Source organism: Rhodococcus sp. IEGM1339 (assembly GCF_050321925.1).
Lineage (GTDB): Bacteria > Actinomycetota > Actinomycetes > Mycobacteriales > Mycobacteriaceae > Rhodococcus > Rhodococcus pyridinivorans.
Map to the genome: position 1 here is coordinate 58,693 of NZ_JBNQFT010000018.1, position 12,761 is coordinate 71,453.

The 12,761-nt window shown below is 65.2% G+C and carries 11 protein-coding genes and 1 pseudogene; 9 read left to right on the forward strand and 3 right to left on the reverse strand.

Annotated features, from left to right (window positions below; genetic code table 11):
- Positions 1-9 precede the first annotated feature (9 nt).
- From ACQR3U_RS16425 to ACQR3U_RS16450, 6 genes and pseudogenes are all read left to right on the forward strand, one after another.
- The gene (locus ACQR3U_RS16425; RefSeq protein WP_145708729.1) at positions 10-306 is read left to right on the forward strand and encodes a helix-turn-helix domain-containing protein; all 297 of its coding nucleotides are present in this window, start codon (positions 10-12) and stop codon (positions 304-306) included.
- Positions 299-1,978: a hypothetical protein gene (locus ACQR3U_RS16430; protein WP_230810904.1), complete on the forward strand. Its 1,680-nt coding sequence runs from the start codon at positions 299-301 to the stop codon at positions 1,976-1,978. The genes ACQR3U_RS16425 and ACQR3U_RS16430 overlap by 8 nt, the downstream gene beginning before the upstream one ends.
- A 449-nt stretch (positions 1,979-2,427) precedes the next feature.
- Positions 2,428-3,756, forward strand: a complete 1,329-nt coding sequence (locus tag ACQR3U_RS16435; RefSeq protein ID WP_230810905.1) for a DUF6884 domain-containing protein — start codon at positions 2,428-2,430, stop codon at positions 3,754-3,756.
- A gap of 160 nt (positions 3,757-3,916) precedes the next feature.
- A pseudogene (locus ACQR3U_RS16440) lies at positions 3,917-4,018 on the forward strand (DUF2510 domain-containing protein); the annotation flags it as partial.
- Between the two features lie 108 nt (positions 4,019-4,126).
- The gene (locus ACQR3U_RS16445) at positions 4,127-4,630 is read left to right on the forward strand and encodes a DUF4352 domain-containing protein (RefSeq protein ID WP_230810906.1); all 504 of its coding nucleotides are present in this window, start codon (positions 4,127-4,129) and stop codon (positions 4,628-4,630) included.
- Positions 4,631-4,934: 304 nt separating this feature from the next.
- On the forward strand, positions 4,935-5,567 hold the full coding sequence (locus tag ACQR3U_RS16450; RefSeq protein WP_230810907.1) for an HNH endonuclease: 633 nt from the start codon (positions 4,935-4,937) through the stop codon (positions 5,565-5,567).
- A 134-nt stretch (positions 5,568-5,701) separates the two neighbouring features.
- Here the strand turns inward: ACQR3U_RS16450 and ACQR3U_RS16455 are convergent, their stop codons facing one another.
- From ACQR3U_RS16455 to ACQR3U_RS16465, 3 genes are all read right to left on the reverse strand, one after another.
- The gene (locus tag ACQR3U_RS16455; protein ID WP_230810908.1) at positions 5,702-6,370 is read right to left on the reverse strand and encodes a DUF6308 family protein; all 669 of its coding nucleotides are present in this window, start codon (positions 6,368-6,370) and stop codon (positions 5,702-5,704) included.
- Positions 6,367-6,846 carry a hypothetical protein gene (locus ACQR3U_RS16460; protein WP_230810909.1) on the reverse strand — a complete coding sequence of 160 codons (480 nt, stop codon included), beginning with the start codon at positions 6,844-6,846 and terminating at the stop codon, positions 6,367-6,369. Before ACQR3U_RS16460 ends, ACQR3U_RS16455 begins: the two co-directional genes overlap by 4 nt.
- 306 nt (positions 6,847-7,152) lie before the next feature.
- A complete protein-coding gene (locus ACQR3U_RS16465) occupies positions 7,153-7,974 on the reverse strand; it encodes a hypothetical protein (RefSeq protein WP_230810910.1) in 822 nt (273 codons plus the stop codon).
- A gap of 425 nt (positions 7,975-8,399) precedes the next feature.
- Between ACQR3U_RS16465 and ACQR3U_RS16470 the strand changes: the two genes are divergently transcribed.
- Genes ACQR3U_RS16470 through ACQR3U_RS16480 form a run of 3 tightly spaced genes read left to right on the forward strand, consistent with a single transcriptional unit; the run spans position 8,400 to position 12,720 of the window.
- Complete coding sequence (locus tag ACQR3U_RS16470; RefSeq protein WP_061064897.1) at positions 8,400-9,587, forward strand: tyrosine-type recombinase/integrase; 1,188 nt, start codon at positions 8,400-8,402, stop codon at positions 9,585-9,587.
- Positions 9,584-12,112, forward strand: coding sequence for a tyrosine-type recombinase/integrase (locus ACQR3U_RS16475; RefSeq protein WP_230810911.1), 2,529 nt, complete (start codon positions 9,584-9,586; stop codon positions 12,110-12,112). The genes ACQR3U_RS16470 and ACQR3U_RS16475 overlap by 4 nt, the downstream gene beginning before the upstream one ends.
- Positions 12,109-12,720, forward strand: coding sequence for a DUF6262 family protein (locus ACQR3U_RS16480; RefSeq protein WP_193904022.1), 612 nt, complete (start codon positions 12,109-12,111; stop codon positions 12,718-12,720). Before ACQR3U_RS16475 ends, ACQR3U_RS16480 begins: the two co-directional genes overlap by 4 nt.
- The last annotated feature ends 41 nt before the right edge of the window (positions 12,721-12,761 follow it).

The window sequence follows — 12,761 nt, forward strand, 5'->3', positions numbered from 1 at the left end:
ATTTGTGGCGTGTCATCAGGAACAGGTGCCGAAAGCGACTTCCACCGCGCGCTCGCGAACATGCTTTCCGAGCTGAGGAACGACCGCCACGCTTCTCAAGGCACGCTTGCCGGTGAACTCGGTATCAACCAGGCCGCAGTGTCACGCGTCGAGTCCGGCCAACGCCGCCTGACTGTCGCCGAGGCTTTTGCCTGGCTCGAGGCGCTAGGCCTTGACGCGGACGAAAGTGCCACGCGCCTGCGGGACCTATGGCAGGCCCATGGCGGGCGGCCTCCGGGATTCTGGAACGAGGGCGGCCGTGGCTGACACATCAAACCTGGCCCTCGCGCAGGTGATCCGTGGCTGGGAGCTGCCCCTCGCGATCGAGCACGAGCACGCCGCAGTTGAGGCAACCGCCGAGCTTGGCGCTGCGCAAGGCCTGCGCCCCGACGATTTCGCGCTTGTGCTCGAGGAAGCCACCGAGCGCTGGCAGCTCAACCGCACCGTTGGCTCGCTACTCCGTCTGGCCGTCGACGAGGCGCTTAGGTTCACCCCTCCGGTGCTCGACAAGATCGACGCTGGGGCTTATTTCGAACTCTACAAAAAGCTACGAGACGGCGCCGGAGATGTTGCAGGACTGCCACATTCGGTCGCTCGCAGACTTCTCTCCAGGACGTCTCTCATCGCCCATTTGCTCGACGAAGAGCAATTCTCCTGCTCCCAGGTCGCGAGGTTGCTCGCGACCACCGAGGCCAGCCTCGACGTCTCGCACGGCTCTGTCGCATTCATCGCACGCAAGCTGAGCCTTCTGCCCAAGCTGGATGAAGACGCTGCCGGGCAGGATCTGTGGGATTCGGACCAGGCGCTCTCTCTCGCCTTATTCCCCGACTCATCGGTTGCCGAGACCAGCGCCATCGCGGGCAAGGAGACCGATACGTGGTTGCCTGAAGTCGACGTAGAACGGCTGCTCAACCGGCTCAGCGGGGCCGACCAGGGCAGTACGGAACCAAACTGGCCGTACTTGCAGATGCTTCATTGGTGCCTCACGCCGATCGAGTTCTACGATCATCCAGCGAGTTACCTGTACGAGTTCTCACCCCGAGGCCAGATCGCGCTTGAACTCTTCGCCCGCTATCCGGCAGCCACGGGCAACCCGGTCTTGAACAACGCTAAGGCGGTGCAAACGCTCAATTCGACATGGGCTCGAAACCGCGGCAGAGCCGATGCCCACGCGCTCGTCGCACTTCTCAGCACTATCGAATCGCTGCCCTTCGTCCCGAGACGCCAGGTCGCACGCGTACTCCGAGCCTGGCTGCTGCGCATGATCGAACTCCGCACGGTAAAGCCAGTGCTCCTCGACCTGACCGTGACCGATGACCTGTTCACAACGGTCACCGACTACATCACCAAACACGAGACGTACACACAGGGAGTCATAGAGCAAAGAGTGGTCGACTGCCTCGCCGTGCTCGCCTTCGATCGCGCAGGCTGGCGTGCCCGTGGCCTTGGAGACGGGGTCAACGCGTCCAACCTCAGCCGCCACAAGCTGGGCGACGTGGAGTTCGCCAACGTCGACGAGCGGCGCGCAATCGCGCTCGAAGCCCACGGCGGCCATCTCTCGGTGACCTACGTCACAGACCATACGCGCTCCTTGAAGCGAATCGTTGAGCAGCGCCTCGCAGAATCGTGGGCAGCTCTCGACGACCCCGAGGCATGGACTGTCGAGGTGCTATTCGTCGCGCACTCGAAAGATGCGGCAGGACTCCCGACGGCCCAGACTCTGCACGGCGTCAACGTGACCTACGAGTACATCGACTACCGCGAGCTTGTGGAACGCGCAGTGTCGGGATCGACGCCTCCGGACAGGATTGCGGCCTTCGGACTGCACGTCATCGAGCAGCTCAACGCCGGCACTGTACGAGAGTCGGTCCGCGAGAAGTTCCGAGAGATCACGGCTGCTCCTGCAATAAGCGATCTTATCCCTCAAGTAAGTAGCTAGGACCGGACCAGCAGATGATGATCACTTGAGTCGTCGGGTGGTGGCCGGGTCGGCCACCGGAAGTACGTGCGTGCCCCGGTTGCTCAGACGCCTGATCACGGTCAGCGCGGCAGAGCAGGTGCCGGACGAGGCCGGGGGATCCGGAAGATCTCGAGCCGGACGAACTCTTCGCGCTTGACGGCGTGATGGTCATGGTCGTCGATACCGACCGGAACGGCGTCACTACTACGGATCCGCCCCGGTCGAGACCGACGAATGATCTGTGCGCAGAAAAATCCCCGCCGCAAGGGGTACGGCGGGGATGGTCCCTCCAGTGTGACAGAACCACCCGATACTGTCGCCGATCACCGTCACCGGAAACCGTCCGCCCCCTCATCCGATCCGCTCCGGTGTGCCCGAGCCGATCCCCGTATGCCGGTGGTGTCGCCGTTCGGTGATAGACACAGGCCGTGGCGAACTGGGATGTATTGATCGACAAGCTGGCGGTCGCCGACTCGCCGGTCCGACTGACGTGGGACGAACTCGAATCGCTCGTCGGGGACCTGCCGGCCTCGGCGTCGAAGCACCGCACCTGGTGGTCGGGCGATCGCGGCCATGTCAACGCCTGGAAGGCCGCCGGATTCGCCCTCACCGACCTGCGGCTGGGCGAGACGGTCACCTTCGACCGCGTCGCCGACCCCGGCCACCCGTCCTCGGGCGTGGTGACAGCGGATGGTTCCGTCCCCACCGCGACAGCAGGGGAGCACTCGGATGGACATGTCGAGGCGGATCTGGTGCTCGTCACGTGCGTGAAATCCAAACGCGAGGCGCCGTCGGCGGCGAAGGATCTGTACGTCTCGCCGTTGTTCACCAAGCAGCGGGCCTACGCCGAGCAGACGGGGCGGCCGTGGTTCATCCTGTCGGCCGAGCACGGACTGGTCGCCCCGGACGACTGGCTCGCCCCCTACGAACGCTATCTCCCCGACACCCCCGCCGCGTATCGCGCCGCGTGGGGGAGGTGGGTCGCCGAACGCCTTGAGCTACTGACCGGTGCCCTGCAGGATCGGGTCGTCGAGATCCACGCCGGATCGACCTACCTCGACGCTTTGACACCGCACCTGCACGCCAAAGGCGCCAGCATCCGCACCCCGTTGGCGGGGTTGAGCATGGGCCGGCGCCTGAGCTGGTACACCCAGCACGGCAGCGACGCCCCGGCCACCGAGACGACCCCGACGGCGACGGATCCCGACGCTACGCATGCCGACACCGCTGCCTTCGTCGCCGGGTTGCTCGATCACTCCCACGCCCTGCGCCCGACCCAGTTCCTCGCCGCCGATCCGGCGCCGTGGAAGCGGCCCGGCTTGTACAGCTGGTGGGTCGATGCCGCCGGCGCCGATGATCTCACCGTCGGTCTCGACCTGCCGATCGCCCCAGGGTTGATCTACGCCGGATTAGCCGGGGCGACACGCTGGCCGAGCGGCAAACGCTCCACCAACACGTTGTGGTCGCGCATTGCGGGCATGCACCTGGGCGGTAAGCACGAGTTTTCCACCTTCCGGCGCACCCTCGGCTCGATCCTCGCCCACGCGCGGGGCAGCGACGTCATCGACGAGGCTGCGTTGACCGCGTGGATGACCCGGCATCTGAGCGTGGTGGCGATCGCCTCCACCGATCCGGACACCCTCGGGCACCTCGAGGACGAGGTTCTCGCGGCGATCGATCCACCCTTGAACCTGCAAGGGATGGTCGCCACCCCGGTCCGGATCCGGCTGAAAGAACTGCGGCGGCACCACCGCTAACCGACGCCGGTCCGTGCACCGAGTGATCTGCAGCGGGTGATGCCGGCGCGGGCGACTGCACACAGCAGCAACACCCGCTCGAGGACCACGTGTATAGATGACCTGAAGATCATCGGTACTGCTCGTACATCGATCTCCATGGAAGGAAGGCACGCGCCCGATGGACGACTCGACTCCCGGGTGGCGGCCCGATCCTCACGATCCGACGGTATTGCGGTACTGGGACGGACAGCAATGGACGTCGAACACCCGCATCCGGACCGAACCGGTGCCGGAACCAGAATCACCGACATTGCAGAACCCGACTTCGTCGTGGGGCCGTGGGCACTCTCTTCTGGTAGGAGCGGTACTGGCGACCATTCTGGTCATCATGATCGGCGGCATCTTCGTCGACGGTAACGACGACACCGAAGCTGCTGTCCGCGCCGAGGACACCAGCAGCGCGCCTGCACCGCCGCCCGAGACCACGGCGCCCGCCGTGCCGTCCGAGAGCGTGGACACCCCCACTCTCGCGCCCCCGCCCGAGACCACGGTCGCCGAGCCTGCCACCGATCTGGGTGTGCCGCTGCGCGACGGTAGTTTCGAGATCGTCGTGCACTCGTGGAACAACTCGACTGCCGCGATCACGGTGACCAATATCGGTACGGGTCCCCGGGTGTTCTGGTTCGGTGACCTCGATGCGTTCGATTCGCAGGAGCGTCGCTTCAGCCCGACTGTCAACACGCTCTCACCGCTTGCCTACCCGACCCTGAACCCTGGGGAAGCGGCGTCTGGGGAGTTCTACTACGAGATGAGTGGAGCGGAACCGGACTATCTGTTGTTCGAGGATTCGTTGACGTTGTTCTCCGAAGGGGTCCGGATCCGGTTGCGGTGATCGGGCGGGCCAGTATGAATCTCGTTCGTTCGCCCTCGTGTCCGGCAAGCCGGATCAGCGGCTGCACGAGTCCGGTGCTGTTCTCACGCTCTTCGGACCTGCGGATGTTCACTGTCGCTGCGGTCGGGGTTGTTCGCTCGCTGTCGTTTCTGAGCGGAACCCGGAAGCGATCCGGGCCGGTAGGTGAGATGCCCGATTGCCGATACGACCCGCGTGCTGGCCTCATGCCCATCGCGCTCACTGGCACCTCCCCACCGGATACGCAGGAGGACGGGTAGCCGAAAAGGACTCTACGATCGCAGATGTGTCGACCCCTGAATCCCCATCTGCCGAAACGGTTCCGGATCCTGCTCTCGTCGAGGGCGACAAGGCCGATATCCTCGCTCGCACCGTGGCTGCGATCGATGCCGGTGATCTCGAGCAGGGCCGGCAGATCCTGCGCAGCGAGTATCCCTTCTCCCCGGTAGCGAAGAACTCACGGCAGTACACCGACCGTCAATGCCTGCGCGTGTTCTACCGGGACGGCTTCCTCGATCGCTACAGCGGCACCAAGCTCGTGCACCCAGCTGCCCTGCGCACGCTGTCGCTGATCCTGCCGGACGAGTTCCCGGCGCATCCGAACTGGCAGATGTCGCAGTCGCATTTCGCGTTCTGGGAGCTGTTTCCGACCATCGACCATCTGGTTCCGGTCGCCCGCGGCGGCGTCGATGCGGAACCGAATTGGGTGAGCACCTCGATGTTGCGCAACTCCGCCAAAGCGCACTGGACCCTCGACGAACTCGGCTGGAGCCTGACCGCGCCTGGGGACCACAGAAGCTGGGACGGCCTGTCCGGCTGGTTCGTCGGCTACGTCGAGGCCCACCCAGAGTTGATGGCCGATAAGTACCTGGCCCGTTGGTTCCGCGCGACGATCGACGTGCGCTCCACCTTGACCTAGCCCGCAATGGTCACGACCTGCGAAACGCCGCGGCGAGTGAACGTGAGGTCGATTGTGTGGGCTGACACCTCGAGACGGTGTGAAGCTCCGTGGTCGGCGCGGGTCTGCGCCCGGTAACTTACCGACCCTGCATGTCAGGCGACAGCCCAGGTCAGCAGGTCGAGCAGACGCACATCGGTCAGGGTGGCGATCCGGCGGACCTGCTCGGTCTCGGACTGCTCCAGGCGGCGGCGGAAGAGCGGGAGGGCACCGCTGTCGAGGTTGGTGCACACGTCGTCGCGGATGGCGGCCCAGAACATCTTTTGCCTGCCGCGGTGGGGGTATCGGGCCGCTGCGGCACGCGCATGGAGCCGGTAGAACGCCATGACTTTCGAGTCGAGGATGGGGAACAATCCGGGGCGTTTGAGGTGGAGCACCTTGCTGATCTTGGCTACCCCCACCTGCCGGGGCACGGCGGTTCGGAAATGGTCGTAGAGAGCTTCCGCGCGGTCGTAGAGTCCGTCGTTGACGTTCGGGTCGGCGTCGATCAGTTGTGCTTCGATCGGTACCGCCTCCCATGGGGCGTCGACGGCGGTGCGGATGAACCAGTCGCGTTGGGCGTGGCTGATGCGGGAGCGCACCTTGTGGGTGCGGGCGATCTCGTCGGCGGTGATCACCGCGGCGGGTCCGGGTCCGGGCAGGTCGTAGCGGGCCACGGTCACTGCCGGATAGCCGTGGGCCTTGGCGACCGCGGTGTCGATGTCGATGCTGCGGCCGGCGATCACCAACACGGTGGCCGCGGCCTCGCCGCCGGCGCGGTTCATGGCTTCTGCTTCCAGGCCGGGCCCGGGTCGGTGTCGTGGCTGCATCCCCGATCGGTGTGTGGAGTTGCGGCGGACGTGCCTGCGTTCGTCGCAGCGGGGATTTCCGTCGGGTCCGGCGGGCTCGAGGTGCGGATCGTGCGAGCGAGTGCCCGCAGTTGCTGCAGCGAGCGGATTCCGTCCGGGACGCTGCCGCCGGCGGGTGGCCGTCCACCTCGATAGCAGGCGCGGAAATCCTCGGTACCGGTCTCGTTCATCGCATCCTCGAGGTCTTGCGCTGCGGCGATGTACTCGGCGCGATCCTGTTCGGTGAGCGAGCCGAGGTACCTGCCCAATGTCTCGATCTGCGCCTGGGCGTGGGTGTGCGCTGCCGCGTCGGCCGTCGTCTGCGCGGGTGTGCCGCTCCGGTGCGATTCGGTGGTCGGCGCGTGGGCTGTGGTCGATCGTGTGCGGAATCGGGCGCGTAGTGCGGTGAACATCGTTCCCCTCGGTGCGTGTTCGGTGGCCTCTCATCATGCACGCCCGCTTGACGATTCGACCACGCATCGACTCTGGACGGATGCGATTCCCGCAGGGCCCCGGGTTCAGGTGGGCAGACGACACCCCAGGGGTGTCTACGACGTCGCCGCCCTGGTCGGCGATGAGTGAGTGCCTGACCGCAGAACCCATCCCCGCCGCAAGGGGTACGGCGGGGATGGCCGGATCGAAGTATGACAGGTCGATCCCGTCGAGCCCTGGAGGTCCGCAGCTGCGCCAGCCGGCAGTGCAGGGAGCCAGCTGGGGGTTCACGGGCCGGCCGGGGGCTTGCGCAGGTCCTGGAGTTCGGCGCGCAGTTCGGCGACACGTTCGCGGGCGGCTTCGGCTTGCGCGTGTGCGGCGGCGGCGTCGGCGCGGGCGGTGGAGGCGCGGTCGCGTTCGGCTGCCGCCGCGGTGCGGGCGGCGGTGAGTTCGGCTTCGAGCCGCCGGGTGTGTTCGGCTGCGGTGGCCGCCGCGGCGTCTTTCTCGGCGATCGCTCGGGTCAGCCGCTCGCGGTGCTCGTCGAGCTGCCCGGTGAGCAGCTCGATCCGGTGCTCGAGGCCGACGATCTGCTCTCGGTGGGTCGAGGCGGCCTGATCGAGCTGCTGCTGCCAGCGGTCCTGTGCCGCGGCATGGTCGGCTCGGGCCGCGGTGAGCTGGGCGAGGGCCTCGGTGGCGTCGGCGTCCGCGGCCGTGGCGGCGGCATCGGCGTCGGCGCGTTCGGTGCGCGCGGTGTCGAGTTCGTCCCGCAGTGCCGCGATCTCGGCTGCGGCGTCGGCCCGGACCTTGCCGGCCTCGGCCTGCACGCGCCGCAGCTGTGCATCGATCGCCGCCGGATCGGCGAGCAGATCGGTCGCGGTGGTGATCGACGACGCGATCGTCGTCAGCGTCTCGAGCATCGCCTGGGCTTCGCGGCGCAGCAGTGGTACCGCCTCGGCGAGGGTGCCGATCGCCGAGGTCGGATCGGTCGGCAGCGCATCCTGTTGTTGCTGGGCGCGGGCCTTGTCTTTCTGGCGCTGCCGCCAGGCCCGTACCCGATCGGCGTCGGTGGCGTATTCGCGGCGCCGTCCCCCTCTGGCTTCCTCGGCCATGACCCCGCCCTCCCGACCCGATGACGTTCCGTATCCAGCATCGTAACATCATTCGTAACGTACGTATCGTGATACGTACGTTACGAATGGGGGGAATCGATGCTCGGACCAGGAGATCGACCCCTGCCGTCGGCGTACCTCCCGAGGCTTCTACGCCCTGCGGAAACGATTCGGCAGGCCGATGCTTCCCGAAGTCCGCTCTCGCGTCCCTCCATCGACCTGCCGCCCACCGACTATAACGCCAGAGTCGAACACATGTGCGAAAATCTGCGGTGTGGTGTCCTACGAACGCGCACCGAAACGGTGCCCGAACGTTATGTACCCCTATGTAGTCGATGTCAGCGCTTGTCCGCGCAGGGGAGACCGAGACATGTTCTGACAGTTATGCATCCGGCTATCAGCAGTTTGCCGTAGCGTCCGGACGCATGCCGGAGAAGCCGACGTACAGCGTGACGTCAGCGATCCATACCCAGACCGGTGAGCAGCGATTTGTGATCGTCGATCGCGACGGGCGCATGCACCCGGCTGGCACCGCGTGGCTGCAGTACCTCAGCGACAGTGGGCGATCACCCCTCACTGCCCGTGAGTATGGACGCCGGGTCGCGGGATATCTCTCCTGGTGTGCCCAGACGATGGACTGGCGCACGGCAACGCTCAGTCATATCGCGTTGTGGCGACAGATCGTCGCGGCCACTCCTATGGGGAAAACAAATGGTCCGGCGGTGACTCGGGCAGCGTCGACCGTCCAGTTGTGGGTCATTGCTGTGCGCTCGTTCTATGAGTGGGCCGATGCGCATGAGCTGCTGGAAACCGATCTGATCGCGCGGATGACGCAGCTCAAGTACTTTCCTCCCGGCACTCGAGCGGGCGGTGAATTCGGCGTCACCCGTCGAGTGTTGGTCGATTCTCTACGGTCCGTGACGGAGACCGAAGCCACGCCGCGATGGATCGCGGATGCGGATGCTCGCACGGCTCTCACCCATCTCGAACTCGGCACCCGAGACCGCTTCCTGGTCGATCTTCTGTCCACAACAGGCATCCGTGTGGGCGAGGCGTTGTCGCTGTTCGTGGCCGATCTGCATTTCGGTGGAGGTTCGAGGCAGCTGGGTTGCCATCACGTCGACCCGCACTTTCACGTGCGTGTCGGCAACTCGGTGGAGAACCGGGCCCGCGCCAAAGGGCGGCCTCGAACGTTGTTCGTTCATCGTGATGTTGTCGAGGCCTACATCGACTATGCCCTGGAGCGTCGAGAGATCCTCTCGGCGGCCTCGGTCCGTGATTCGAGTCCGCATGTGTTCGTCAATGTGCGCTCCGAGCCTCGTTGGCTGGGACGAGCGATGAGCTACCAGTCGGTGAAACGACTGATGGACCGGTGTTCACGAGCTATCGGCCATGATCTGAGCGGTCCGCACATGCTGCGCCATACTTTCGCCACCCGGCTGTTGCGTGGGATCGACTGCGACCCGGTACCGATCGATGTTGTCCAATCGCTGCTCGGGCATGCCAGCATCACCTCGACCCGGATCTACACCCACGATGTCGAAACTGCGATGAAAGCGGCTACCTCGGCGCTGGCACCCCGCCCCACGCCGCCGATGACAGCGTCGCGTTGATCGGCGTCGGCGGCGGTGCTGCGCTCTCGCTGTGGACAGAAAGCGGTTCACCACCGGTCCTGACATGGCGCGAGCACCTGTTGAGCCACATCGATACGCAGTGGCGACCGGGCGAGTACGACCATCGCCGGCTGATTCTGATTCCGAGCCCGGACAATCCTCGGACGCTGTTGCGGCGCTGCTGGCGCGAGGGCTGCTTCCATGTTGTGGACGGGGTACGACTCTGCCCGTCGTGCACCGCCGAGCACGCCGTGACCTCGGGACAGTCGTTGGAGGAGTTCTGTGCTTCTCCGCCGATCGTGCGTCGGGACATACGCACGTGCCTAGTCGGATGCGAGCGCACGACCCGCCGAACCGGCCTGTGCTACGCACATGCCAGGCATTACCAGAATTCTGTCCACAAGCACGGTGCCGACCTCGGCCTCATGGAGTGGATCGAACTCACCCGGCCGACGATTCTGGAGAAGACGCCATCATGCGCGATACCCGGCTGCCGGTACGACCAGGTCACCGCGACGTTATGTTCGAACCATCGAACAGCGGCACAGTGCTGGCTCACTACCTGGAACGCTGCCGGCCGGACACCACCCGCGGATGTGAACCTCTGGATCCAGCGCTCCGCGGAACCGATCGACGAGCAGACCGGCCGGACCATGGCCACGTTGCGTGCGGTGCCCTTCGGTTTGTTGGAAGAGCCTCTCCGTTTCGAGCTCGTCTACGCCCTGCAACTGCGCGACACCGACGCCAAAGCCAGCCTCGACCCCGTCCACCTCCGACATATGCACCACGCATTGCGTCGCGGCGGGGTGAGCACTCTCATCGGCTCGGATCCGCTCCAGGTCGCTGAACTCACCACGTCCACACGAGCTGTGCGGGTGTTGGCCGCTGACTGCGTCCGCCGGATCGAAGCAGAACACCGCGTGTGGTCCGGACGTGACGATCGGGATCCGAGGTTGATCCACTTCGTCGACCTCGATCTCACAGATCACCATCGGCCGGGCCCGAAGGCTGTGGCGGATCTGAACGGCTTCACCCAGAACTGGATTGTGGAGAGTGTGGCTCACTGGATGTGGAACACCCGCACCCACACCACCACCATTTCGCGGATGCTCGGGGCATGGCGTCTCGCCGATCGGGTGCTGAGTGTGCACGACAAACCGCCGTCACGGCTGAGCGCGACTGACATCGACGCCATCGTCCGAGCGATCACCGCGAAATGGCCCTCCGCGACCGAGCAACGACGCCGGATGACGATGCTCTGGACGCTCATCGAGTACGGGCATCGGGTGGACGACCTCGAGCACATTTGGAAGAACATCCCCTCACGGTTCGGTCGAAACCGCACGACGCACAGGCCGAAACCGCGCAGCGGTACCGGACGCGACGACGACGAGCCTTTCCGGTTCGTACCCCAGCCAGTCGTGGATTGGCTTATGGACCATCTCCACCTCGTCGAGCGCGACACCGATTACCGGACCATGGAGGCGCGGGCCTTGCTGTTTCTGCTCGAACGCTGCGGCCGCCGGCCCGTCGAGCTCTTGCATCTGCGCGATGACTGTCTGTCCTTCGACTCGTCCGGACACCCTTTTCTCGAGTGGGAGCGCATCAAGGCACCCCGGAGCGCGGGAAAAAGGTTGCCCATCCACCGTGAGACCCATGACTTGATCCGGCAGTGGCAAAAGGTCAAAAGTGAGTGCGGGATCGAATCGCAGTGGCTGTTCCCGTCGAGCAGGTATCGACATCGGGACGACCCCTACGGGACCGGGCATTTGCTGTCCCGACTGCGGGAGCTTGTGACCGCGGTGCTCGAGCATGCGCCGTACCCCGGCCGGGTCGAAGGTGCCGACGGAAACCTGATCGACTACGACCTGCGGACCATCGATGCTTATGCCCTGCGGCACGCCTACGCGCAGCGTTACGCCGACGCGGTGGATGCGGACGGCCGAAGCACGACACCCCCCGACGTGCTGCAGGCGCTCATGGGTCACAAGTCGTTCACCACGACGATGATGTACTACGAGGTCGGCGCCAAACGCCGCAAGAAGGCACTCGCAGCCATCCCGCCCCGGAGAATCGATTCCTTCGGCCGCGTCGTCGACGTCAATCCCGAGCGCGATGGCTTCACTCGAGTTGCCGTCGCCCTCGGACACTGCGAAGAACCACAGAATGTCGCGTTGGGCGGCGATGGGTGCATGCTCGCCCACGCGTGCGAAGCCTGCCCGTTCTTCCGGGTCGATCCCCTCGAACGCGATGGCATGATCGCCAAACGGGTCGACCTGAAGGTACACCTCGAGCGGGCGTCGGTTATCGGAACTCCCCAGCACATGCTCGATCACTATAGAGCCCGAATTGACCACTGCACCAACATTATCAACGCGATCGACGACTACCTTTCCACCCTCCCTCCCGAGGAGGGCGCGGCGATCCGGGTGGCGCTCGACAGCATGGCCGATATCCGACGCCGCGCCACCTCCGCACGACGAATCGACCTTCGCTACCACCTGAAAGCAGTCGACCAGCCATGACCACCACCGCGGCGATCGCCGGTTTGATCCACTACAACTCCGCCAGAAGCAAGCAGAAGACGCAGGCGGTCCTCGACGCCGTCGCCGAGCTTCGCGAGAGCCCGCGGGGTCGAATCACCAAATCGATCGTCGCCAGGCACGCGGGCGTCTCCCGCGAATTCATCTACGCCCATCCCGACCTACGCCAGCTCATCGACGCTGCCGCACGGGAACTTCCACACAACACGACGTCGATCCCCTCGGAAAACGCGAGCATCGACGGACTCCGCGCCCAGAACCAGACGTTCGCCGCCAAGATCTCCGACCAGAAATCCGCCATGGCGCACTTGCGGTCCACGATCCAGGAATTACAAAGACAGCGGCAGCATTATCTCGGTGACGCACTCGCTCACTCGACCATCGATATCGGCGATCACCAACGCCTACAAGCGGATCATGACCGGCTTGCCGCTGAAAACATCGCACTACGGCACCAAGTGCTTCAACAAGACAACCTCCTCGCGGAACTTCGCGAGGACCTCGCTGCATCCCGACGAGCACACGCCGAGGACCTCGCGCACCAGAATTGTGCGGACGGGACGGTCCCGCTCCACGGCCGGAGGGTGTGACGACTCACCCGTTGTCGGCCCATCAGAGACCGCGGTAGCGA